Raw genomic sequence first — 22,010 nt, 5'->3', positions numbered from 1 at the left:
TGGCATCGGGATATGGGCGTAGGACCGAGGCCGCAGGGGGCCGCGGAAGCGCCTGGGCCGGCGCGGGAGGGGCCGCACGCGGTCTCAGGAGGGCCGCAGGAGGGTCGTAGGAGGGCCGCGGGAACGTCGTACGTCAAGAGAAGATAAAGAAATCGTTAGCTGTTCAAAACATCGGAATAGTTGCCCCGGCACACCGAGTTCCTTACGCACATGAGACCTACCCCGACCGACCAGACCACCCGCGCGAGCAGCAGCGCCGTCGTCCCGGTGCTCGCCTTCGCGGGCATCGTCGTCGCGGTGATGCAGACCCTGCTCGTCCCGGTCATCAAGGACCTGCCGCAGCTCCTGGACACCGCCCCCAGCAACGCCACCTGGGTCCTGACCTCCACCCTCCTGTCGGGCGCCGTGGCCACGCCGATCATGGGCCGTCTCGGCGACCTGTACGGCAAGCGCAGGATGCTGATCGCGAGCCTCGCGGTGATGGTGGTCGGCGCGCTGGTCAGCGCGGTCACCAGCGATCTGATCCTGATGATCGTCGGCCGTACCCTCCAGGGCTTCGCGATGGGCGCGATCCCGCTCGGCATCGGCCTGATGCGCGACATGCTGCCCCGCGAGAAGCTCGGCTCGTCGATGGCCCTGATGAGCTCCTCGATCGGCGTCGGCGGCGGTCTCGCCCTGCCCCTGGCCGCCCTGATCGCCCAGCACGCCGACTGGCACGCCCTCTTCTACGGCGCCGCCGGCCTCGGCGCGCTGTCGATCGTCCTCACCCTCCTCGTCGTACCGGAATCCCCCATGCGCGCCGAGGGCTCCTTCGACGGGCTCGGCGCCCTCGGCCTCTCCATCGGCCTGGTCCTGTTCCTGCTGCCCATCACCAAGGGCAGCGACTGGGGCTGGACCTCGGGCACCACGCTCGGCCTGTTCGCCGGCTCCGCCCTCGTACTGCTCCTGTGGGGCGTCTTCGAGCTGCGCACCCAGGCCCCCCTGGTGGACCTGCGCACGACGGCCCGCCCCGCCGTGCTCTTCACCAACCTCGCGTCGATCATGGTCGGGGTCAGCTTCTACGTCGTCTCGCTGGTCCTTCCGCAGCTGCTCCAGCTCCCGAAGGCCACCGGCTACGGCCTCGGTCAGTCGATGGTCGTGGCGGGCCTGCTGGTCGCCCCGCTGGGCCTGACGATGATGTTCACGGCGCCCGTCTACGCCCGCCTGTCCGCGAAGTACGGCCCCAAGTCCACCCTCATCCTCGGCATGCTGATCATCGCGATCGGCTACGGCGCAGGGCTCGGCCTGATGAGCGCCGCCTGGCAGAGCCTGGTCATCGCCGTCGTCCTCGGCGCCGGCATCGGCCTCGCCTACTCCTCGCTCCCCGCCCTGATCGTCGGCGCGGTCCCGGCCTCGGAGACGGGCGCCGCGAACGGCCTGAACACACTGATGCGGTCCATCGGCACCTCGGTGTCCAGCGCCGTCATCGGCATGGTGCTGGCCAATACCGCCGACACCGTGAACGGCGTCGAGATCCCGACCATGCACGGCTTCCGCGTCTCCTTCCTCATCGCGACGGGCGCGGTGGCGATCGGCCTGCTGATGGCCCTGTTCCTGCCGAAGCCGAACCGCGCCCCCCAGCTGCGGGCGAGCAGCGAGGAGGACGCCAACCTGGAGCGCGCCGAGGAGGTCCTGCGCGGCTTCCGCGGCCGTGTCCTGGACGCCTCCGGCACCCCGGTGCCGCGCGCCAAGGTCACGCTCATCGACCGCCGCGGCCGCCAGGCGGGGGCGACGCTGTCCGGCGAGGATGGCGGTTACGCGCTCGCCGTTCCCGCGCAGGGCTCGTACGTGCTCGCCGCGAAGGCCTCCGGCCACGGGCCGCTCGCCTCGGCCGCCACGCACGCGGGCGACGACACCGCCGTCGACCTGGACCTCTCCCTGCCCGGCGAGACGGTGACCGCCTGACCCACCGCCACCGCACCCCCTGTCGCCCAGGTGACGGGGGGTGTGGTGCACCATGGGGCGCCCACATCCTCGTACGACCGAAAGGGACCCCATGACCGTGGCCCCCCAGCCCGAGACCCTCGCCGCGTTCGAGGCCGCGAAGGGGTTCATGCCCAGGGACGAGGGGCTCGCCCTGTACGCGGCAGCGGTCGAGGCCGGGCGCCTCGGGCTCCCGCTGCTCGAAGTCGGTACGTACTGCGGGCGCTCGGCGATCCTCCTCGCCGACGCGGCCCGGGCAGCCGGGGTGACCGCCCTGACCGTCGACCACCACCGCGGCAGCGAGGAGCAGCAGCCCGGCTGGGAGTACCACGACCCGGAGACGGTGGACCCGGAGCTGGGGCTGATGGACACGCTGCCGACGTTCCGCAGGACGCTGCACCGCGCCGGCCTGGAGGACCACGTCGTCGCCCTGGTCGGGCGTTCCCCGCAGGTGGCGAAGGTCTGGGGCACGCCCCTGGGCCTGGTCTTCATCGACGGCGGCCACACGGACGAGCACGCGAACGCCGACTACGAGGGCTGGGCGCCCCATGTGGCGGAGGGCGGACTGCTGCTCATCCACGACGTCCACCCGGACCCGAAGGACGAGTTCACCGGCCAGGCCCCGTACCGGGTCTATCTGCGGGCGCTGGGGTCGGGCGCGTTCACGGAGGTCTCCGCCACGGACACGCTGCGGGTGCTGCGTCGGACGGGCGCGGGCGTCTGAGGTCCGTTCGAACGGAACCCGCTCGGCGGCAGTGGCCCTGCTCCAGCCCTGCTTCGCCGTTAGGGTGGCTGTCGTGTCGTACGTAGGCCCGGACTTCGATCCTCCCCAGCCCCGCCGCTCCCGGCGCCGCCCTCTGACCGTCGCGGTCGCCGCGCTGGTGCCGGGCGCGCTGCTCGGGTGGCTGGTGTACGAGACGGTGGGCGGATCCGGGGGAGGTTCCGGGGAGGCGGTGGGGACGCCGACGTCGTCCCCGAGCGCGCCCGCGACCTCCACGGCCCCGACGACCCCCTCGGGCGCGGCGTCCGCCACGGACGACGAGAAGCCGAGCCCCGCGCCCACGACGTCCGCCCCGGGCGCCTCCGGTCCGCTCAAGGGCAAGGTCGTCGTCATCGACCCGGGCCACAACCCCGACAACTTCCAGCACACGGCCGAGATCAACAAGAAGGTGGACATCGGCACGACGTGGAAGGAGTGCGACACCACGGGCACGTCCACCAACTCCGGTTACACGGAGGCCAGGTTCACCCTCGACGTCGCCCACCGGCTGCGGACGCTGCTCCAGCAGCAGGGCGCCACGGTGAAGTTGACCCAGGACGGCGACCGGGCGTACGGCCCGTGCATCGACGAGCGGGCGCGGATCGGCAACAAGGCGGGCGCCGACGCGGTGGTGTCGATCCACGCGGACGGCGCGGGCGCGGGCCAGCGCGGCTTCCACGTCATCCTCCCCGGCAAGGTCAAGGCGGGCGGCGCCGACACCGGCCCCATCGTGGCCTCCTCCGCGGCCCTCGGCGAGCGCATCGCCGGCAACTTCGTCCGCGTGACGGGCAGCGCCCCCTCCAACTACGTCGGTGACGGCACCGGTCTCGTCACGCGTAAGGACCTGGGCGGTCTCAATCTGTCAACGGTTCCCAAGGTGTTCATCGAGTGCGGCAACATGCGCGATAGCAAGGACGCGGCACAGCTGACCAGCGGTGCCTGGCGGCAGAAGGCGGCACAGGGGATCTCTGAAGGAATCGTGAGTTTCCTGCGCGGCTAGAGGTCCACGGGTCGATCCCTGCGGACAGCCTCGTCGGACGGACGATAAGGTCGTCTTTACGATGAGGGGCCACCCCCGCGCTTCACACCGGGGCCTGACGGCGACATGGTGACAGCGACGCCTCCAGCGATGCCGACGACGAGACGACTGAACCGAAGGACTCCTTGAAGTGAATATCCGCTCCCTCACTCGAGGCGACGGCGTGGTGATCGGAGCAGCGGTGTTGCTCTTCATCGCGTCGTTCCTCGATCTGTACAGCGTCGAGAACTACGACCTCGACGTCAACGCCTGGGACAGCCTGGGCCTGGGTCTCGGCATCTACATGGCCGGGGTCATCGGGGCCGTCCTGATCGTGGTCAACCGGTGCATGCCGCAGCCGCGCAAGGTCGCCGGCCTGGATCTCGGCACGGTCGGCACGGCCTTCGCGGTGCTCACCGCGTGGAGCCTGTTCTGGTCGCTGGTGGACTCCGGTGAGAACACCGACTCCGGCGCCGGTCTCATCCTCGGCTTCATCGCCGCGCTCCTGCTGGCCGCGGCCGCCATCGCCACGCCGCTCCTGCCCGCCCTCCAGGGCACCCTGGTCCCGGCCTCCCGCCCGCACGCCCCGCAGCCCTACGGCGCCCAGCCCCCCGGTGGTTACGGCTACCCGGGCGCCGGTGCCCCGCAGCCCGGTCAGCCCTACGGCGGTCAGCCGCAGCCGGGTCAGCCGTACGGTGGTCAGCCGCAGCCGGGTCCGTCCCAGCCGCAGCCGCAGCCGCAGGCGCCGCAGCCGGCCGGGGACTTCTCCCCGTTCTGGTTCGCGGTCCCCGTGCCGCGTCCGCTGTTCGCGGAGGACGGCTCGCCGTCGCCGATCGCCGAACTCGCCCCGGGTACCTGGTACCTGGCCGTGGAGCAGCGCGGCGCGAACCTGGTCGCCCAGACGCAGGACGGCCGTCGCGGCGTCCTCCAGGACACCTCGGGGATCCAGCGCGGCTGACCCGGGACCTTCAACGTACGGCCCCTCGCCCTTCCGGGCGGGGGGCCGTTGTCGTACAGTCGCGTCCCCCGACCAGCGAACTGACACAGCGTCAGGAGGCGGCTATGCGGCTCGGTCTCGCGCTCGGCTACTGGGGCCGTGGCCCCGACCCCGGCCACGTACCGCTGGCGCAGGAGGCGGAACGGCTCGGCTACGACTCCGTATGGACGGCCGAGTCCTGGGGCTCGGACGCCTTCACGCCCCTCACCTGGATCGCCGCCCGGACCTCAAGGATCAAGCTGGGCACGGCGGTTGCCCAGATGGCGGCGCGCTCGCCGACCACCACCGCCATGCACGCGCTGACCCTGGACCACCTGTCGGGCGGCCGCGTGATGCTGGGCCTCGGGCTGTCCGGGCCGCAGGTGGTCGAGGGCTGGTACGGGCGGCCGTTCCCGAAGTCGCCGCTGACCGCGACGCGGGAGTACGTCGACGTCGTACGCCAAGTCCTCAGGCGCGAGGCGCCGGTCGAGCTGGCGGGCCGCTTCCACGCGCACCCCTACCGGGGCGCTGACACCACCGGACTCGGCAAACCCCTCAAGCCCATCACCCACCCGCTGCGCCCCGACCTCCCGATCCTCCTGGGCGCCGAGGGTCCGAAGAACGTCGCCCAGACGACCCGGATCGCCGACGGCTGGCTGCCCCTGTACTGGTCCCCGACCCGCCCCGAGGTCTACGAGGCCTCCCTGACCGACACCCCGGACGGCTTCCTCGTCGCCCCCATGGCCCAGGTCCGGGTCTGCGACGACGTACGCGAAGGTCTGCTACCCGTGAAGACCATGCTCGGGTTCTACATCGGCGGCATGGGGCACGTGGCCCGCAACTTCCACGCCGACCTGATGGCGCGCATGGGGTACGAGGAGGAGGCGCGGCGGATCCAGCGGCTGTTCCTGGAGGGGCGCAGGGAGGAGGCGATGCTGGCCGTGCCGGATGCCTTCGCCGACGAGATCTCCCTGGTCGGACCGCGCGAACGCATCGCCGAGCGGCTGGAGTCGTGGCGCAAGGGCCCGGTGACGGACCTCCTGGCGCTGGCACCGGACCCCGGGACCTTGAGGGTGCTCGCGGAGCTCAACTCGTAGGCACACAGGTTTGATTCCGTCAAGTGCGGCAACCCGACGGTCATGTCCTCTCGATATCGCGGTGCCAACTCGGCCGGCACGATCATTGCGATCGTCGCCGACATCATGGCCCTCATCCTGGGCCTGTGGATCCTGATGTACCTGCTGGACGCGAACCGCGCGAACGACTTCGTGCAGTTCATCCACGACGCCGCCCGCTGGCTGGCGGGCTGGTCGCACGACCTGTTCACGTTCGACGAGGCGTGGGCCCGGGTCGTCGCCGGTTACGGACTGGCGGCCGTGGTCTACCTGTTCGTCGGACACGCCATCGCCAACCGGGTCCACCGCCACTGACCCGCAACGCTCAGTCGCAGCAGTCCGGGTCCAGCCCGGTCGGCAGGTGTTCGCCCCCGAACACCGCGCACGTCGCCTCGTGGCCGCCCAGCGCGGCGACCGCGAGGAGCAGGGAACCGGCCGTCCACGTGGTCAGTTCCCGCGGCCAGACGGCGTCGTCGTCGAAGACGTAGCCCGTCCAGTACAACCCGCTCTCCGCATCCCGCAGGTGCTGGATCGCCTGAAGGATCTCCAGAGCACGGTCGGACTCGCCCATCGCCCAGAGCGCGAGGGCGAGTTCGGCCGACTCGCCGCCCGTCACCCACGGGTTGGGGACCACGCAGCGCACCCCGAAGCCGGGGACGACGAAGCGGTCCCAGTCCGCCTCGATGCGCTCCTTGGCCTCCGCGCCGGTGAGCGCGCCGCCCAGCACCGGGTAGTACCAGTCCATCGAGTAGCGGTTCTTGTCCAGGAACCGCTCGGGGTGCCGGCGGATGGCGTGCCGCAGCATCCCCACCGCCAACTCCCAGTCCGGCTGCGCCTCTTCACGCTGCTCGGCGATCGCCAGCGCGCACCGCAGCGCGTGGTGGATGGAGGAGGAGCCGGTCAGCAGCGCGTCGTTCGTGAACGTGCCGTCGTCCTCGCCCTTCCAGCCGATCTGGCCGCCGGGCTGCTGGAGCCGCAGGACGTACTCGATCGCCGCGTAGACCGCGGGCCACATCCGGTCCAGGAAGGTGTCGTCGCCCGTGGAGAGGTAGTGGTGCCACACCCCGACCGCTATGTAGGCGACGAAGTTCGTCTCCCGGCCCCGGTCGGTGACGTCCGCGAAGTCCCCGTCCCGGTACGCCGCGTACCAGGAGCCGTCCTCGTTCTGGTGCCGCGCCAGCCAGTCGTAGGCCCGCTCGGCGGCCTCGTGCTCGCCCGCCGTGTCCAGGGCCATCGCGGCCTCGGTGTGGTCCCAGGGGTCGAGGTGGTGGCCGCGGAACCACGGGATCGCCCCGTCCTCCCGCTGCACGGCGAGGATGCCGGCGACGGTCGCGGCAGCCTGCTCGGCGGTCAACACCCCGGGCAGCACCAGGTGTTCGGTACGCGGAGTCGTCACCGCGCGTCCACCGCGGGGAGGTGGGGCTTGGTCGCGTACGCCACGAAGCTCTTGCCGATCAGCGGGTTGAGCGCCTGTTCGGCGACCCTCGTCGCCAGCGGCTTCTTCATGATGTCCCAGACCAGGAGCTTGTGGTACGCCTTCACCGGCAGCGCCTTGTCGTTGTCGACGCCGAACGCGCACTTCAGCCACCAGTACGGGGAGTGCAGGGCGTGGGCGTGATGGGTGCCGTACGGCTTCAGGCCGGCCTCGCGCATCTTCGCCAGCAGCTCGTCGGCCTTGTAGATGCGGATGTGGCCGCCCTCGACCTCGTGGTACGCGTCCGACAGCGCCCAGCACACCTTCTCGGGGCCGTAGCGCGGGACGGTGACGGCGATCCGCCCGCCGGGCCTGAGCACCCGGACCATCTCGGCGAGGACGCCCTTGTCGTCCGGGATGTGCTCCATGACCTCGGAGATGATCACGACGTCGAAGGACTCGTCGGGGAAGGGCAGCGCGAGGGCGTCGCCCTCCATGGCGGTGGCGGTGGCACCCTCCGGCGCCTCCCCCGCCTCCTTCATCGCCGCGAACCACTTCGCGACCTCGCGGATCTCCTCCGCGTTCTGGTCCAGGGCCACGACCTGGGCGCCCCGCCGGTAGCACTCGAACGCGTGCCGGCCGGCTCCGCAGCCGAGGTCCAGGACGCGGTCGCCCGGGGCGAGCGGGAACCGGGAGAAGTCGACGGTCAGCACGTGGCCCTGCTTTCGGAAGAGACGCCTGCAACACTCACGGGGGCCGCGGAGCGGCCCGGGGTCTGGTCGGCGGAGCCGGTGATGGCCTCGCGGTAGCGGGACACCGTGCCCTCGGCGGCTCTGGCCCAGGTGAACCGCGCCAGTACCCGCTCACGGCCCGCCCGGCCGAGCCGCGCTCTGAGCTCCGCGTCGCCGAGCAGGCGGCTCAGGCCGGTCGCCAGGGCCCCGGAGTCGCCCGGTGGTACGGCCAGGCAGGTCTCCCCGTCCCGGCCGGCGACCTCGGGGATCGCTCCGCCGGTGGTCGCGAGGAGGGGGGTGCCCGTGGCCATCGCCTCGGCCGCCGGGAGCGAGAAGCCCTCGTACAGGGAGGGCACGCAGGCCACTTCGGCCGAGCGGACCAGGTCGACCAGCTCCGCGTCGGAGATGCCCTTGACGAAGCGGACGGCGCCTTCGAGGCCGTAGCGCTCGATGGCCTGGGCGACGGGGCCGTCCTCGGCGCGCTTGCCGACGACGACGAGATGGGCGCCGGGGTGCTCGGTGCGGACCTTGGCGAGGGCCTCGACCAGGAAGACCAAGCCCTTGAGCGGGACGTCCGCGCTGGAGGTGGTGACGATCCGGCCGGGGATCACGGCCACCGACGGATCCGGCGAGAAGAGGTCGGTGTCGGCGCCGATGTGGACGACGTGGATCCGGTCCTCGCGGACGCCGAGGTGGTCGACGATCTCCTGGTGCGAGGTGCCGGAGACGGTCAGGACCGAGGGGAGCCTGCGGGCCACCCGCTTCTGCATGGTGGTGAAGGCGTACCAGCGCCGCTTGGCCCAGCGCTGGCCCCAGCTCTCGGCCGCGTCCAGCTCCAACTGGCGGTCCACGGTGATGGGGTGGTGGATCGTGGTGACCAGAGGGGCGCCGAGGTCGCCCAGGAGGCCGTAGCCCAGCGTCTGGTTGTCGTGGACGACGTCGAACTCGCCGCGCCGGGCGCGCAGATGGCGGCGGGCGCGCAGCGAGAAGGTCAGCGGCTCGGGGAAGCCGCCGGTCCACATGGTGGCGACCTCGAGCGCGTCGATCCAGTCGCGGTACTCGTCGCGCCCGGGGGTGCGGAACGGGTCCGGGGAGCGGTACAGGTCCAGGCTCGGCAGCTCGGTGAGACGGAGGCGGCCGTCGATGTCGTCGCCCTCGTCGAGGACGGGGTAGGGCTGGGAGCCGATGACCTCGACGCGGTGGCCGAGACGGGCCAGCTCGCGGGAGAGGTGGCGGACGTAGACGCCCTGGCCACCGCAGAACGGGTTTCCCTTGTAGGTGAGGAGGGCGATGTTGAGCGGTCGCTCGCCGTCCGCGGCCGGGTCCCCCTGGGACCCCGTCCGACTGGCCTCAGCGGTCACTCCCGGCCCCCTTCTCCCTGCTGTTTCCCGCGAGATTACGCCGGGACGCTAATCTAGAACAAGTTTCAGACTTGATCGTCCAAGAGGCTCTGAATCTACCGGCAGGTAGGAGTGGTGTGAGCAGTGGATCAGGTGATTCACGCCACGACCGGACCCTGCCATGCTGTGTGATCACCCGCCCTCACCGACTGTCACGGAACGGGACCCATGCCTGCGGAAGTCAGCACCCAGCGCCCCGCCGCCCCGCCGCTCACCGAGCGCCAGGAGGCCCGTCGTCGTCGCATCCTGCACGCGAGCGCGCAGCTTGCCAGCCGGGGCGGTTTCGACGCGGTGCAGATGCGTGAGGTCGCGGAGTCCTCGCAGGTGGCGCTGGGCACGCTGTACCGCTACTTCCCGTCCAAGGTGCATCTGCTGGTGGCCACGATGCAGGACCAGTTGGAGCACATGCACGGCACGCTGCGCAAGAAGCCGCCGCAGGGCGAGTCGGCGGCGGAGCGGGTGGCGGAGACGCTGATGCGCGCGTTCCGAGCCCTCCAGCGCGAGCCTCACCTCGCCGACGCGATGGTGCGCGCTCTGACCTTCGCCGACCGCAGCGTCTCCGCCGAGGTCGACCATGTCTCCCGCCAGACCACGGTGATCATCCTGGACGCGATGGGCCTGGCGGACCCCACCCCCGAGCAGCTCTCCGCGGTCCGCGTCATCGAGCACACCTGGCACTCGGCCCTCATCACCTGGCTGTCGGGCCGCGCCTCCATCGCCCAGGTCAAGATCGACATCGAGACGGTGTGCCGCCTGATCGATCTGACGGAGGTCAGGGAGACGCGGTAGCAGCGGTTTCCCCGCAGTTCTGGCCGAAGCCGTAGAACGCCAGTCCATGGAAGTCCCCAGCCTCGCCGCCCTCGTGAGCCAGGAGCTCCCCCAGGAGCGTGCTCCCCGCGGGCCCCGCCTCGCCGGATACGAAGCTCACGGACCAGCCGGAGCGGTCCAGGGCCCAGCCGACGCCATGGTCGTCCGGCATCCCTTCGCTCACCTTCCAGCCGCGCCGGTCCATTTCCGCGACGGCACGCTCGGCTGCCTCGCGGTCCGGCGCGGTCGACGTGCGCAGCCGCCCAGAGACTTGGCAGGGGCGCTTGCGCATCTGCTCGGAGTCCGCGCCGTCGAACGTCGGCTTCCCGAACCCGGCCTCCTCCAGGGCGGCCCGCAGGTCCCCCCGCACGGCCTCGGCGGTCAGCACCCGCGGCTTCGCGGATGCCGCGGCCGGCCCCGTGTCCCCGTCGCCGCCGCATCCCGTCAGGGCCACCGCCGCCGCCCAGGCCGTGACCACGGCGATCCCCGTCCGTCGCATCGCTCCCCCGTCCACAGTCACCACACAGACAGGGGAGTCTCGCACACAAGATCGCGCTACTCCTCCGGCGGGAACACCGGCTCCCCGCTCCCCAGCAGCGTGATCATGATCGCCTCCACCGGGCAGCTCTCCGCCGCCGCGAGGATCTTCTCGTTGGCGTCCGTCTCCGGTTCGACCGGGTGGGACTGGCGGCCCGTGTCGAGGTGGAAGGCGTCGGGGGCGTGGTGGACGCACTGGGCCGAGCCGATGCAGAGGGAACGGTCGACCTCGACCTGCCAGCGGTCGCCCACGGCCGCTCATCCCTCCCAGCCGGCCGGGAGGTGGATCATCTTGTGCTCCAGGTACTCGCTGAAGCCCTCGGGGCCGAACTCCCGCCCCAGACCGGAGTTCTTGTAGCCGCCGAACGGGCCGAGCATGTCCAGGCTGAAGGTGTTGACGGAGTAGGTGCCGGTACGGACCTGCCGCGCGACCTCGATGCCATGGGCCACGTCCGCCGTCCACACGCTGCCGGACAGGCCGTAGTCCGAGTCGTTGGCGATCTTCAGGGCCTCGGACTCGTCACCGTAGGGCAGCAGGCAGATCACGGGGCCGAAGATCTCCTCCCGCGCGATCCGCATGGAGTTGTCGACCTCGCCGAAGAGGGTGGGCTCCACGTACCAGCCGCGGTCCAGGCCGGGCGGCCGGCCGCCGCCGGCGAGGATCTTGGCGCCCTCCTCCTGGCCGATGCGGATGTAGTCGAGGTTCCGGCGCTGCTGGCGCTGTGCCACCAGCGGGCCCACCTGCGTCGCGGGGTCCAGCGGGTCGCCGACGACCAGGGCGCTCGCCGCGGCGGCGAAGGCGTCCGCGAACTCGTCGTAGCGGGAGCGCGGCAGGAGGATGCGGGTCTGGGCGACGCACGCCTGGCCGTTGTTCATCCAGGCCGCCGACACGATCCCGGGGACGGAGGTCTCGAGGTCCGCGTCCGGCAGGACGACCGCCGCGGACTTGCCGCCCAACTCCAGTGTCACGCGCGTCAGATTGCGTGACGCCACCTCCATCACCCGCTTGCCGGCCGCCACCGACCCGGTGAAGGAGACCTTGTCGACGCCCGGGTGCCCGACCAGGTACTCGCTGACCTCCCGGTCGGCGGGCAGGATCGACAGCACGCCCTCCGGCAGCCCGGCCTCGCGTGTGATCTCGGCCAGGAGATAGGCGTCCAGCGGCGACTCGGGCGACGGCTTGAGCACCGCCGTGCAGCCGGTGAGCAGCGCGGGCGCGAGCTTGGCGGCGGCGACGAACTGCGGGACGTTCCAGGGGGCCACGGCCGCGACGACGCCGACCGGCTCACGCCGGACCAGGATCCTGCCGAGGACGCCGTCGCGCTGCTCCTCGTAGGGGAAGTCCCGTGCGACCGTGATCGCCGCGTCCCACACCATCATCGCGCCGAGCGCCTGCGCGAGGACGCTCCAGGAGTACGGAGAGCCGTTCTCGGAGGAGATGACGCGGGCGATCTCCTCGTGCCGGGTGAGGATGCCGTCCTTGATGCGGGTGACGACCTCGATGCGCTCGTCGAGCGTCATGCGCGGCCAGGGTCCGTGGTCGAAGGCCTCGCGCGCCGCCGCGACGGCCCGGTCCACGTCCCCGGTCGAGGCGTGCGGGACCCGTCCGATGACCTCCTCGGTGTGCGGGGAGATCACCTCGATCACGTCCTTGCCCAGGGGGTCGGTCAACTCCCCGCCGATGAACAGCTGTCCGTGTTCCACGAGCTCGGTCATGGCGACTGCCTCCCCGGGGACTGGCTCTGACGGTTCATCAGATACCGGAAACTGATACCAGCTCCCCTCGGAGGAGTCCACAGGGGCGAACCGACCGGAAGGGTGACCGGGGCTCCCATCGAAACGCGTTCTAGTTATAGTGGCCGGAACGCGGAGACGGGGGAGCCCATGACGCAGTCGGTGCCACAGCCCGAACCGGCGGTCCGCGACCACGGCGGAGGCGTCCGCTCCCTGCAAGTCCCCATCCCCGACAACCCCCTGGGCTGCACGCTCGTCTACGTCGTCGACACCGACCGCGGCCCGGTCCTCGTCGACACCGGCTGGGACGACCCGGAGTCCTGGGACACCCTCACCGCGGGACTGACGGCGCTGGGCACCTCGGTCGGCGAGATCCACGGCGTGGTGATCACCCATCACCATCCGGACCACCACGGACTGTCGGGCAAGGTCCGTGAGGCCTCCGGCGCCTGGATCGCGATGCACGCGGCGGACTCGGCGATCGTCCGCCGCACCCGCGAGACCGACGCCGGCCACTGGCTGTCGTACATGTCGGCCAAGCTCACCGCGGCCGGCGCCCCCGAGGAGCACGTCGCGCCGCTGCGCGCCGCCCGGCCCCGCCGGCTCCCCGGCTTCTCCCCCGCGCTCCCCGACCGCGAGATCGTCCCCGGCGAACTCCTGGACCTCCCCGGCCGCCGGCTGCGCGCGATCTGGACGCCGGGCCACACCCCGGGCCATGTCTGCCTGCACCTGGAGGAGGAGCACCCCGCCCGACTCCCCGGCCACGGGCGGCTGTTCTCCGGCGACCACGTGCTCCCCGAGATCACCCCGCACATCGGCCTGTACGAGGACCCCGACGACGCCACCGTCACCGACCCGCTCGGCGACTACCTCGACTCCCTCGAACGCGTCGGCCGTCTCGCCCCCGCGGAGATCCTCCCCGCCCACCAGTACGCGTTCACCGACGCGCCCGCCCGGGTACGGGAGTTGCTCGCCCACCACGAGGAGCGGCTGACCGGACTGCTGGCCCTGCTCGCGGCGCCGCTGACCCCGTGGCAGCTCGCCGAGCGCATGGAGTGGAACCGGCCCTGGCACCAGATCCCCTACGGATCACGGAACATCGCGGTCTCGGAGGCCGAGGCCCATCTGCGGCGGCTGGTGAAGCTGGGGCGGGCGGAGGCGGTCGCGGGGAGCGAGCCGGTGACGTACGTGGCGGTGGCAGCCCCGAACGCGACGTGAGCCGCGCTCCCCTCGGTGGCCCGGTGGCCTGATCGGTCGCCCCGGCCCGCCCGCGGCTGCTACACAGGATCATGGACCCCATCGAGCGACTCCTCGCCGAGCGCGCCTGCGAGCGCCTCATCGTCGACCTCGTCCGCCGCCTCGACCTCGGCGAACCCGGCTCCGTGGCCGAGCTGTTCACCGAGGACGGCTGCTGGGAGTGGCCCTCTCCGGGCGGCGACGCGCGGCGGTTCCAGGGGCGGGCGGCACTGCGGGAGTACTTCGGCTCGCGCCCCGGCGGCCGGCTCTCGCGGCGGGTGATGTCGAACATCCTGGTCACCGTCGACTCCGCCGACACCGCGAGCGCGACCTCGTACTTCACCACGTACCGCGTCGACGGCCACGCCGGCGGCACGACCCCGATCCCCTCCGGACCGCCGGTCCAGGTCGGGCACTACGAGGACACGTTCCGGCGCACGGCGAACGGCAGTTGGCTGCTGGCCTCCCGGGTCCTGCACCTGCCCTTCGGCGGCCCGACACCTCGGGCGACCGGGGCGAGCGGGTAATCGAGGAGACCGGGCCTGACCATCCCCCCGCCTACCGGACCATCCCCCCCGCTTCTGGTCGCCGCCGCACCCCCGCCCCGTCGATCTCGTACACGTCCCAGGCCCGCCCCGAGCCGATCAGGCTCCCCGTGCTCTCCGCGGCCCCGGAACCACCGCCGCTCACAGCCGCCCCTCAGCGGCTTTCTACGGCCCGGTACAGTGGCTGGGTCGTCATCACGCCCGTACGGGGGGAAGCCGGTGCAATTCCGGCGCTGACCCGCAACCGTGAGCCCTGCGCAGCGCGCGAGGGCGAGCCGGATCGCCCCGTACGGTCCCAGTGACCGGCTCACGCGCACCGGCAACCGGCCGGTGTGCGGCACCGTCGAGGCATACGGGGCCGAGCCGCCGGGGTGTCCCGCGCTGCCCGGCCCCGCTTTCAGGGAGAGGCACCCGCCGATCATGAACGTCCGCCGCAGCGCCGCGGTCCTGGCCGCCACCGCCGTCATCGGGGCCGCCGCACCGGCCGTGGCCGCGAGTCCTTCGCCGTCGCCGTCGGTGGTGACACCGGACGGGCTGTACGGCAGCGCGGACCCCACGTACGACGGGGTGTGGCGGCAGTCGGTGACCCTGCTCGCGCAGGTGGAGCAGGGCGTGGACCCCGCCGAGAAGGCGGTGGACTGGCTGGCCGGCCAGCAGTGCGCGAACGGCGCCTTTCCCGCCTTCCGCGCGGATGCCGCCAAGGCCTGTGACGCCAAGGTCATGGTCGACACCAACAGCACGGCCGCCGCCGTCCAGGCCCTCGCGGCGACCGGCGGCCACCAGGACGCGCCGGGCAAGGCGGTCGCCTGGCTGAAGTCCGTGCAGAACAAGGACGGCGGCTGGGGCTACATGCCGGGCGGGGCGAGCGACGCCAACTCCACCTCCGTGGTCATCGGCGCCCTGACCGCCGTCGGCGAGCAGCCCGCGAAGGTGCGCACGGGCGGCAGGACGCCGTACGACGCCCTGCTGAAGCTCGCCCTGCCGTGCACCGGTGACGGCGCGGGTGCCTTCGCCTACCAGCCCGACAAGAAGGGCAAGCTCGCCGCCAACGCGGACGCGACGGCCGCGGCCGTGCTCGGCGCGCTCGGTGAGCAGCCGACGAACATCCAGGCCGACGACGACACCGCCTCGGCGTCCTGCGCGAAGCCCGGCGACGCCGAGCAGGCCGCGCACAACGGCGCCTCCTACCTCGCCAGGACCATGGCGAAGGACAAGCACCTCACCTCGGTGCTGCCCGGCAGCGAGAACCAGCCCGACTACGGCAACACCGCGGACGCGGTCGTCGCCCTCTCCGCCGCCGACTTCCACACCGAGGCCACCGCCTCCGGCCGCTGGCTCGCGGCGCACGCCCTGAAGTGGGCCGAGCAGAGCGGCCCGGCCGCGTACGCGCAGCTCGTCCTCGCCGCCCAGGCGGCCGGTCTGAACCCGCGCGACTTCGGGGGCGCGGACCTCGTGGCCCTGCTGAACGCCACCGGTCCCCAGCCGCGGGACGTCCCGGCCGCGAACGAGAGCCGGGCCCCCGAGGCGGACGACAAGGCCGCCGAGAAGGACGAGGAGGGTGTCAGCGTCTGGTGGATCATCGGCGTCGGACTCGTCGCCGGCATCGGCGTCGGCTTCCTGATCAGCGGCCGCAACAAGAAGCGGCAGCCGTGACCCGCCGAGCCCTCGCCCCGCTCCTGGCCGCGCTGGTCCTGCTGACCGGCGCGACCGGCGCCGCCCACGCCACCGGCTACCGCTACTGGTCCTTCTGGGACCGCACCGGCGGCACCTGGACCTACGCCACCCAGGGGCCCGCCACCGCCGTCCCCTCCGACGGGGACGTCCAGGGCTTCCGGTTCGCCGTCAGCGAGGACTCCGCGGACGCCGCGAAGCCCCGCGGCACGGCGTCCTTCGCCACGATCTGCGCGCACACCCCGGCCGAGGACGGCCGCAAGCGCGTCGCGCTGGTCGTCGACTTCGGTACAACGTCGGACGCGCCCTCCGGTGAGACCCCGCCGCGGGCGCGGACGGCGTGCGCGGTGGTCGCCACCGACGCGACCACGGCGGAGGCCCTGGCGGCGGTCGCCCCACCCCTGCGGTACGGCTCCGACGCCCTGCTGTGCGCCATCGCCGGGTATCCGCGGGCGGGGTGCGGGGAGCAGGTGGCGTCGGGGAAGAAGCCGGAGACCGAGTCCGCTCAGCCCTCCGAGAAGGACGACGGCGGCGCCGGCCCGTCGGTGGGCGTCTTCGCCGGCGCCGCGGCCGTGGCGGCACTCGGCGCGGCGGCGGTGTGGCAGGCGAGGCGGCGCCGGAATGCGCGCTGAGCCCGGGCGCCGCGGCGACGGCCGCGCCCCGCGGCTCGCCCCCGGCGGCGCCGCACGGCTCCCTTCCGCCGCCACGCCGCTGCACCCCGGCGCCTGGTGGCTCTGGGCACTCTCCCTCGGTGTCGCAGCCACCCGCACCACCAACCCCCTCCTGCTCGCCCTGCTGATCGCCACCTCCGCCTTCGTCGTGGCGGCGTGCCGCACCGACGCCCCCTGGGCCCGCGCCTACTCCGCCTTCGTCAAGCTCGGCCTCGCCGTCCTGCTCGTCCGCCTCGCCTTCGCCGTCACCCTCGGCTCCCCGCTGCCCGGCACGCACGTGATCGCCACCCTCCCCGAACTCCCCCTGCCCGACTGGGCGCAGGGCATCCGGCTGGGCGGCCGGGTCACCGTCGAGACCCTGGTCTTCGCGTTCTACGACGGCCTGAAGATCGCCACCCTCCTCATCTGCGTCGGCGCCGCGAACGCCCTCGCCAACCCGAGCCGGCTGCTGAAGACCCTGCCCGGCGCGCTCTACGAGATGGGCGTGGCCGTGGTCGTCGCGATGACCTTCGCCCCGAACCTCATCGCCGACGTCCAGCGGCTGCGCGCCGCCCGCCGCCTGCGCGGCCGCCCGGACCACGGTCTGCGCGGCCTGCTCCAGGTGGGGCTCCCCGTCCTGGAGGGCGCCCTGGAACGCTCCGTGGCCCTCGCCGCCGCGATGGACGCCCGCGGCTACGGCCGCACCGCCGCCGTCCCCGCCCCGGTACGCCGTACGACGGCCGCCCTCACCCTCGGCGGCCTGCTCGGCATCTGCGCCGGGACGTACGGTCTGCTCACCGCCGAGGGCGGCACCTACGGTCTGCCCGTGCTGCTCGCCGGGGTCGCCGCCGCCCTCGTCGGCCTGCGGCTCGGGGGCCGCCGTACGCCACGCACCCGGTACCGCCCGGACCGCTGGACCGCGCGCGCGTGGCTGGTCGCCGGTTCCGGCGCGGCCGTCGCGGCGCTGCTGGCCCTCGCCGCGGTACGGGACCCCGCCGCCCTGCACCCCGGGGTGATCCCGCTGACCGCCCCCACCCTTCCGCTCTGGCCCGCCGCGGCAGTCCTCGTCGGACTCCTGCCGGCCTTCCTCGCCCCGCACAAGGAGCCGTCGTGATCCGCTTCGAGGACGTCTCCGTCATCTACGAGGACGCGTCCGAACCCGCCGTCCAGGGCGTGGACCTGGAGGTGCCCGAGGGGGAACTCGTCCTGCTCGTGGGCCCGTCGGGCACGGGCAAGTCCACGATCCTCAACTCCGTCGCGGGCCTGGTCCCGCACTTCACCGGCGGCACCCTGCGCGGTCGGGTCACGGTCGCCGGGCGCGACACCCGGACCCACAAGCCGCGCGAACTGGCGGACGTCGTGGGCACGGTGGGCCAGGACCCGCTCGCCCACTTCGTGACGGACACCGTCGAGGACGAACTCGCCTACGGCATGGAGTCGTTGGGTCTGCCGCCCGAGGTGATGCGCCGCCGGGTCGAGGAGACCCTCGACCTCCTGGGCCTCGCCGAGCTGCGCGCCCGTTCCATCGCCACCCTCTCCGGCGGTCAGCGCCAGCGCGTCGCGATCGGCTCGGTCCTCACCCCGCACCCGCTGGTCCTGGTCCTCGACGAGCCCACGTCGGCGCTCGACCCGGCGGCGGCCGAGGAGGTCCTGGCCGTCCTCCAGCGCCTGGTGCACGACCTGGGCACGACGGTCCTCATGGCCGAGCACCGTCTGGAACGCGTCATCCAGTACGCCGACCGGATCGTCCTCCTGCCCGGCCCGGGCGCCGCCCCGCTCCTCGGCACCCCGGCCGAGATCATGGCCGTGTCCCCGGTGTACCCGCCGGTGGTGAACCTGGGCCGCCTGGCGGGCTGGTCCCCGCTGCCCCTGACGGTGCGGGACGCGCGGCGCCGGGCGACGGACCTCCGGCAGCGGCTGGAGACACCGCACCGGGACGCCCTGAAGGAGTCCGGGGAACTGCACGACCGGCGCCCCACCCGTCCCTCGGACGCCCCCGGCTCCTCGCGCGGCACCCCGCCCGCCCGCTGGTTTCGCCGCAGGCAGAACCAGGCCGCCCCCTCCCCGCATCCCGCCGAGGTCCGCGCCCTCACCGTCACGCGATCCCGCGTCCAGGCCCTGCGCCACGTCGACCTCACCATCGCCGCCGGCGAGACCGTCGCCCTCATGGGCCGCAACGGCGCCGGAAAGTCCACCCTGCTCAACACCCTGGTGGGCCTGGTCCGGCCCACCTCCGGCGAGGTCCGCGCGGGCGGCCTGACGCCGCACGTCACAGCCCCCAAGGACCTCGTCGGCCGCGTGGGCCTCGTCCCCCAGGAACCCCGCGACCTCCTCTACGCCGACACGGTCGCCGCCGAGTGCGAGGCCGCCGACCGGGACGCCGGCGCGGCGCCCGGCACCTGCCGGGCCCTCGTGGGCGAGCTGCTCCCCGGCGTCGCCGACGAGGTCCATCCGCGCGACCTCTCCGAGGGCCAGCGCCTCGCGCTCGCCCTGGCCGTCGTCCTCACCGCGCGGCCGCCCCTGCTCCTCCTCGACGAGCCGACGCGCGGACTGGACTACGCCGCGAAGGCCCGCCTGGTGACGGTCCTGCGCGAGCTGGCCGCCGAGGGGCACGCGATCGTTCTGGCCACGCACGACGTGGAGCTGGCCGCCGAGCTGGCCCACCGGGTGGTGCTCCTCGCCGACGGCGAGGTGATCGCGGACGGCCCCGCGGCGGACGTCGTCGTCGCCTCCCCGTCCTTCGCGCCGCAGGTCAGCAAGATCCTGGCGCCGCAGAAGTGGCTCACGGTGGCGCAGGTGCGCGAGGCGCTCGGATGACGGCCGTCCGGCTGGGTCCCCGTTCGGTCGCCACCCTCGTCGTCACCGGCGTGGTCGGCCTGGTCGCGTTCGGCTGGCCCTTCATCACCCCGGCGACCTCCGCCGTCGGCGCCCACAGCCAGGACGCGCCGTGGCTCTTCGCGGGTCTGCTGCTCCTGCTGGTCGCGGTCGTGGCGGCGGCGATCTCGGAGGCGGGCCTCGGTCCGAAGGCGGTGGCGATGCTGGGGGTGCTGGCCGCCACGGGGGCGGCGCTGCGGCCGATCGGTGCCGGGACGGCCGGTATCGAGCCGATGTTCTTCCTGATGGTGCTGAGCGGCCGGGTCCTCGGACCGGGCTTCGGGTTCGCGCTGGGCTCGACGACGATGTTCGCGTCGGCGCTGCTCACGGGCGGGGTCGGGCCGTGGATGCCGTTCCAGATGATGGCGATGGGCTGGTTCACGATGGGCGCGGGCCTGCTGCCGGCCCGGTTCCGGGGCCGGGCGGAGATCCGGCTTTTGGCCCTGTACGGGTTCGTGGCGGCGTTCGCGTACGGCACGGCGATGAATCTCGCGGGCTGGCCCTTCCTGGGGGCGCTGGCCTCGAACATCGCCTTCGTCGTCGGGGACCCGGTCTCCGTGAACCTGGCCCGGTTCGTCGCGTACTGCCTGGCCACGTCCCTCGGCTGGGACCTGGGCCGCGCGGTGTGCACGGTCGTGCTGACCTTCCTGCTCGGTCCCGCCGTGCTCAGGGCGCTACGCAGAGCCACCCGGCGGGCGAGGTTCGAGACCGCGGTCACATTCGAACCTCGTTGACCGGTGAACCGTCCCACATGACCCACATCACTCACTAACCGACTTAGTAGTGCAAATCGGACGCCATGCCCATGCCAGAACCGCCTCTGACCTGGGCATTGAGAGCCAGCTCACACGCACCCCGACCACCCCAGATGCGACCACAACTAGTAAAAGGGGTCATTGCGGACAGCTTCCGAGCCTGTTTCTCTGGACAACGTCGCACGGCGCCGACCCGCCCCACGGGCCTCGGCGCCGACGCATGACCCGGACCTCCGGAGCGTGCAGGCGACAGCCCCGTCCCCGAGGAAAAGGTTCTCCGTGTCCGTCTCCCGCATCGTTCGCCGCATCGCTTCCCCCAAGAAGGCCGTCACCACCGTCGCGATGGCCGCCGCCACCGCCGGTCTGGTGCTGACCGCGGCGCCCGCTCAGGCGGCCACCACCAGCTCCGCCGCCGAGGCCAAGTCCATCGCGCGCCAGATGATCCCGAACACCGCCCAGTACAACGCGTTCAGCAAGATCGTCGAGCACGAGAGCGGCTGGGACGTCGACGCCACCAACGCCTCCTCCGGCGCGTACGGCCTGGTCCAGGCCCTGCCCGGCTCCAAGATGGCCTCCGCCGGCTCGGACTGGAAGACCAACGCCGAGACCCAGATCGAGTGGGGCCTCGACTACATGAACTCCCGCTACGGCAGCCCGACCGGCGCCTGGGCGTTCTGGCAGGCCAACGGCTGGTACTGAGCCGGCCGGCACCGACTCACCGCGATGCGGCGACCCCCTGTGGGGTCGCCGCATCGTCGTGCACCGGCCCCTCAAACCACCGAACGCAGGTTCGATCAATCGGGTTGAAATGCGACCGCCCATGACGGAGCATGCCTCGATGCCCCACGAACTCCTCCCCTACGACCTGACCTGGCCCGAGGTCGACCCCCGGAGCCATCCCTTCGACAGCGCCGCCGCCCTCGATGTCGTCCGGGGTCTGGACGCCGCGAGCCGGGTGCCCGAGCGGCCGGTCAGAAAGCCCGCCGCCCACCCGGACGAGGCCTACGCCGAGTACGCCAGGCTGTGCGACTGGTCACACAGCGAGGGCTGGGACTGGACCGGGGAGATGACCGAGGAGCTCGTCGCGCGATACGGCCGCTGGAGCACCGGCTGGCGCTGGGCGCACGACGAGGGAGACCTCGGCGGTGGGCCCGTGGGCGGCTGGTGCTGCACCCTGCACTCGATCACCACGCCCGGGGAGACCCTGGCCCGGGTCGCCGCCTCGCTGTGCGAGTGGCGGGACTGGCTGGAGTACCTGAGCCGACGGTTCGACGCCTACCCGCTGACCGCCTCGGACCCCGAGAGCCGCCGGGACGCCTGGGAGCGCGCCACCCAGCACCTGATCCTCCAGGTCCTGGACCGCACCGGCTCGGGGGACGCCTGGTACAGCCACTGCCGTCAGGTCCTGACCTGGTTCCTCACCCGCTGGGAGGTGCCCCCGCAGACGGCCGAGACGCTGGTCGAGGAGGCCATCGGCGGCCGCTTCGAGAGCTGGACCATGCCGGAGGGGGACCTGGTGGACGACGTGGCGGAACACCTGGCCACCTCCCTGGAGCCCCACGCACCCACCCCGCCCACCGCCGAGGACCGCCGGTTCATCTCGGCCCGCCTCCAGTCACACCTCGACGAATGACACCGGGACACCAACCGGACGGCCCTTGCCCTACACGGCCCCGGGAGCACCTCGACCCTTGCCCGGCGCCCGTCCCAGACCTCCGCGGCCCTTGCCCGACACCTGTCCCGGACCGCCTCAGCTCACGCCCGGCGCCCACCCCCGACCACCTCAGCTCACACCCGGCACCCGCCCGGAACCACTGCGGCCCCT

Annotated in this window: 22 protein-coding genes and 1 riboswitch; of the genes, 16 read left to right on the top strand and 6 right to left on the bottom strand. The window is 72.6% G+C overall.

Annotation, left to right across the window (positions count from 1 at the left end):
• Window positions 1-210: 210 nt before the first annotated feature.
• The 6 genes from ACH41F_RS01880 to ACH41F_RS01855 all read left to right on the top strand — a co-directional run bounded on the left by ACH41F_RS01880 (window position 211) and on the right by ACH41F_RS01855 (window position 6,146).
• Window positions 211-1,944: an MFS transporter gene (locus tag ACH41F_RS01880; RefSeq protein ID WP_391229552.1), complete on the top strand. Its 1,734-nt coding sequence runs from the start codon at window positions 211-213 to the stop codon at window positions 1,942-1,944.
• Between the two features lie 91 nt (window positions 1,945-2,035).
• Window positions 2,036-2,686, top strand: a complete 651-nt coding sequence (locus tag ACH41F_RS01875; RefSeq protein ID WP_391229550.1) for a class I SAM-dependent methyltransferase — start codon at window positions 2,036-2,038, stop codon at window positions 2,684-2,686.
• A 73-nt stretch (window positions 2,687-2,759) separates the two neighbouring features.
• A complete protein-coding gene (locus ACH41F_RS01870; RefSeq protein WP_391229548.1) occupies window positions 2,760-3,722 on the top strand; it encodes an N-acetylmuramoyl-L-alanine amidase in 963 nt (320 codons plus the stop codon).
• 169 nt (window positions 3,723-3,891) lie between these two features.
• Window positions 3,892-4,698 carry a hypothetical protein gene (locus ACH41F_RS01865; protein ID WP_391229545.1) on the top strand — a complete coding sequence of 269 codons (807 nt, stop codon included), beginning with the start codon at window positions 3,892-3,894 and terminating at the stop codon, window positions 4,696-4,698.
• A 104-nt stretch (window positions 4,699-4,802) separates the two neighbouring features.
• Window positions 4,803-5,813 (top strand): LLM class F420-dependent oxidoreductase, encoded by a 1,011-nt coding sequence (locus tag ACH41F_RS01860; RefSeq protein ID WP_398832196.1) that lies wholly within the window; start codon window positions 4,803-4,805, stop codon window positions 5,811-5,813.
• A 42-nt stretch (window positions 5,814-5,855) separates the two neighbouring features.
• On the top strand, window positions 5,856-6,146 hold the full coding sequence (locus tag ACH41F_RS01855) for a hypothetical protein (RefSeq protein WP_391229540.1): 291 nt from the start codon (window positions 5,856-5,858) through the stop codon (window positions 6,144-6,146).
• A 10-nt stretch (window positions 6,147-6,156) separates the two neighbouring features.
• On the opposite strand, the gene ACH41F_RS01850 is transcribed toward ACH41F_RS01855, so the two are convergent.
• The 3 genes from ACH41F_RS01850 to ACH41F_RS01840 are packed head-to-tail and all read right to left on the bottom strand — an operon-like array spanning window position 6,157 to window position 9,337.
• The gene (locus tag ACH41F_RS01850; RefSeq protein WP_391229538.1) at window positions 6,157-7,227 is read right to left on the bottom strand and encodes a prenyltransferase/squalene oxidase repeat-containing protein; all 1,071 of its coding nucleotides are present in this window, start codon (window positions 7,225-7,227) and stop codon (window positions 6,157-6,159) included.
• Complete coding sequence (locus ACH41F_RS01845; RefSeq protein ID WP_327716797.1) at window positions 7,224-7,958, bottom strand: class I SAM-dependent methyltransferase; 735 nt, start codon at window positions 7,956-7,958, stop codon at window positions 7,224-7,226. Before ACH41F_RS01845 ends, ACH41F_RS01850 begins: the two co-directional genes overlap by 4 nt.
• Window positions 7,952-9,337 (bottom strand): glycosyltransferase family 4 protein, encoded by a 1,386-nt coding sequence (locus tag ACH41F_RS01840; protein WP_398832192.1) that lies wholly within the window; start codon window positions 9,335-9,337, stop codon window positions 7,952-7,954. The genes ACH41F_RS01845 and ACH41F_RS01840 overlap by 7 nt, the downstream gene beginning before the upstream one ends.
• A gap of 207 nt (window positions 9,338-9,544) precedes the next feature.
• Here ACH41F_RS01840 and ACH41F_RS01835 point away from each other — a divergent pair, with 207 nt between their 5' ends.
• Complete coding sequence (locus ACH41F_RS01835; RefSeq protein ID WP_398832190.1) at window positions 9,545-10,165, top strand: TetR family transcriptional regulator; 621 nt, start codon at window positions 9,545-9,547, stop codon at window positions 10,163-10,165.
• On the opposite strand, the gene ACH41F_RS01830 is transcribed toward ACH41F_RS01835, so the two are convergent.
• Genes ACH41F_RS01830 through ACH41F_RS01820 form a run of 3 tightly spaced genes read right to left on the bottom strand, consistent with a single transcriptional unit; the run spans window position 10,149 to window position 12,436 of the window.
• Window positions 10,149-10,682 carry a hypothetical protein gene (locus ACH41F_RS01830; RefSeq protein ID WP_398832187.1) on the bottom strand — a complete coding sequence of 178 codons (534 nt, stop codon included), beginning with the start codon at window positions 10,680-10,682 and terminating at the stop codon, window positions 10,149-10,151. The two genes, ACH41F_RS01835 and ACH41F_RS01830, sit on opposite strands and share 17 nt — an antisense overlap.
• Before the next feature lie 56 nt (window positions 10,683-10,738).
• Window positions 10,739-10,972, bottom strand: coding sequence for a 4Fe-4S domain-containing protein (locus ACH41F_RS01825; protein ID WP_391229528.1), 234 nt, complete (start codon window positions 10,970-10,972; stop codon window positions 10,739-10,741).
• Between the two features lie 6 nt (window positions 10,973-10,978).
• Entirely contained in the window at window positions 10,979-12,436 is a 1,458-nt protein-coding gene (locus ACH41F_RS01820) for an aldehyde dehydrogenase (RefSeq protein ID WP_398832185.1), read from the bottom strand.
• A gap of 168 nt (window positions 12,437-12,604) precedes the next feature.
• On the opposite strand from ACH41F_RS01820, the gene ACH41F_RS01815 reads away from it, so the two are divergent.
• The 9 genes from ACH41F_RS01815 (at window position 12,605) to ACH41F_RS01775 (ending at window position 21,818) form a co-directional block, all read left to right on the top strand.
• Window positions 12,605-13,672, top strand: coding sequence for an MBL fold metallo-hydrolase (locus ACH41F_RS01815; RefSeq protein WP_398832182.1), 1,068 nt, complete (start codon window positions 12,605-12,607; stop codon window positions 13,670-13,672).
• Window positions 13,673-13,743: 71 nt separating this feature from the next.
• A complete protein-coding gene (locus tag ACH41F_RS01810) occupies window positions 13,744-14,217 on the top strand; it encodes a nuclear transport factor 2 family protein (RefSeq protein WP_391229522.1) in 474 nt (157 codons plus the stop codon).
• 187 nt (window positions 14,218-14,404) lie between these two features.
• Window positions 14,405-14,538: riboswitch (cobalamin riboswitch) on the top strand.
• A 117-nt stretch (window positions 14,539-14,655) separates the two neighbouring features.
• Window positions 14,656-15,888 carry a prenyltransferase/squalene oxidase repeat-containing protein gene (locus ACH41F_RS01805; RefSeq protein WP_398832179.1) on the top strand — a complete coding sequence of 411 codons (1,233 nt, stop codon included), beginning with the start codon at window positions 14,656-14,658 and terminating at the stop codon, window positions 15,886-15,888.
• On the top strand, window positions 15,885-16,538 hold the full coding sequence (locus ACH41F_RS01800; protein WP_398832176.1) for an SCO2322 family protein: 654 nt from the start codon (window positions 15,885-15,887) through the stop codon (window positions 16,536-16,538). Before ACH41F_RS01805 ends, ACH41F_RS01800 begins: the two co-directional genes overlap by 4 nt.
• On the top strand, window positions 16,528-17,670 hold the full coding sequence (locus ACH41F_RS01795) for an energy-coupling factor transporter transmembrane component T (RefSeq protein ID WP_398832174.1): 1,143 nt from the start codon (window positions 16,528-16,530) through the stop codon (window positions 17,668-17,670). Before ACH41F_RS01800 ends, ACH41F_RS01795 begins: the two co-directional genes overlap by 11 nt.
• Window positions 17,667-19,373 carry an ABC transporter ATP-binding protein gene (locus tag ACH41F_RS01790; protein ID WP_398832171.1) on the top strand — a complete coding sequence of 569 codons (1,707 nt, stop codon included), beginning with the start codon at window positions 17,667-17,669 and terminating at the stop codon, window positions 19,371-19,373. The genes ACH41F_RS01795 and ACH41F_RS01790 overlap by 4 nt, the downstream gene beginning before the upstream one ends.
• Complete coding sequence (locus ACH41F_RS01785) at window positions 19,370-20,164, top strand: ECF transporter S component (protein ID WP_398832169.1); 795 nt, start codon at window positions 19,370-19,372, stop codon at window positions 20,162-20,164. The genes ACH41F_RS01790 and ACH41F_RS01785 overlap by 4 nt, the downstream gene beginning before the upstream one ends.
• Before the next feature lie 300 nt (window positions 20,165-20,464).
• Window positions 20,465-20,884, top strand: a complete 420-nt coding sequence (locus ACH41F_RS01780) for a transglycosylase SLT domain-containing protein (protein WP_398832166.1) — start codon at window positions 20,465-20,467, stop codon at window positions 20,882-20,884.
• Window positions 20,885-21,023: 139 nt separating this feature from the next.
• Window positions 21,024-21,818, top strand: a complete 795-nt coding sequence (locus ACH41F_RS01775; protein ID WP_398832164.1) for a hypothetical protein — start codon at window positions 21,024-21,026, stop codon at window positions 21,816-21,818.
• Window positions 21,819-22,010: the final 192 nt, after the last annotated feature.

It is taken from the genome of Streptomyces sp. NPDC020489, from assembly GCF_044386545.1.
Lineage (GTDB): Bacteria > Actinomycetota > Actinomycetes > Streptomycetales > Streptomycetaceae > Streptomyces.
Note: the sequence above shows the minus strand (reverse complement) of the source record. Positions and strands in the feature narration are given on the sequence as shown.

What these genes read in the sequence shown, in the direction of transcription:
- ACH41F_RS01880 (WP_391229552.1), top strand. Translation starts at nt 211, where the DNA reads ATGAGACCTACCCCGACCGACCAGACCACCCGCGCGAGCAGCAGCGCC.
- ACH41F_RS01875 (WP_391229550.1), top strand. Translation starts at nt 2,036, where the DNA reads ATGACCGTGGCCCCCCAGCCCGAGACCCTCGCCGCGTTCGAGGCCGCG.
- ACH41F_RS01860 (WP_398832196.1), top strand. Translation starts at nt 4,803, where the DNA reads ATGCGGCTCGGTCTCGCGCTCGGCTACTGGGGCCGTGGCCCCGACCCC.
- ACH41F_RS01855 (WP_391229540.1), top strand. Translation starts at nt 5,856, where the DNA reads ATGTCCTCTCGATATCGCGGTGCCAACTCGGCCGGCACGATCATTGCG.
- ACH41F_RS01835 (WP_398832190.1), top strand. Translation starts at nt 9,545, where the DNA reads ATGCCTGCGGAAGTCAGCACCCAGCGCCCCGCCGCCCCGCCGCTCACC.
- ACH41F_RS01830 (WP_398832187.1), bottom strand. Translation starts at nt 10,682, where the DNA reads ATGCGACGGACGGGGATCGCCGTGGTCACGGCCTGGGCGGCGGCGGTG.
- ACH41F_RS01820 (WP_398832185.1), bottom strand. Translation starts at nt 12,436, where the DNA reads ATGACCGAGCTCGTGGAACACGGACAGCTGTTCATCGGCGGGGAGTTG.
- ACH41F_RS01815 (WP_398832182.1), top strand. Translation starts at nt 12,605, where the DNA reads ATGACGCAGTCGGTGCCACAGCCCGAACCGGCGGTCCGCGACCACGGC.
- ACH41F_RS01810 (WP_391229522.1), top strand. Translation starts at nt 13,744, where the DNA reads ATGGACCCCATCGAGCGACTCCTCGCCGAGCGCGCCTGCGAGCGCCTC.
- ACH41F_RS01805 (WP_398832179.1), top strand. Translation starts at nt 14,656, where the DNA reads ATGAACGTCCGCCGCAGCGCCGCGGTCCTGGCCGCCACCGCCGTCATC.
- ACH41F_RS01795 (WP_398832174.1), top strand. Translation starts at nt 16,528, where the DNA reads ATGCGCGCTGAGCCCGGGCGCCGCGGCGACGGCCGCGCCCCGCGGCTC.
- ACH41F_RS01785 (WP_398832169.1), top strand. Translation starts at nt 19,370, where the DNA reads ATGACGGCCGTCCGGCTGGGTCCCCGTTCGGTCGCCACCCTCGTCGTC.
- ACH41F_RS01775 (WP_398832164.1), top strand. Translation starts at nt 21,024, where the DNA reads ATGCCCCACGAACTCCTCCCCTACGACCTGACCTGGCCCGAGGTCGAC.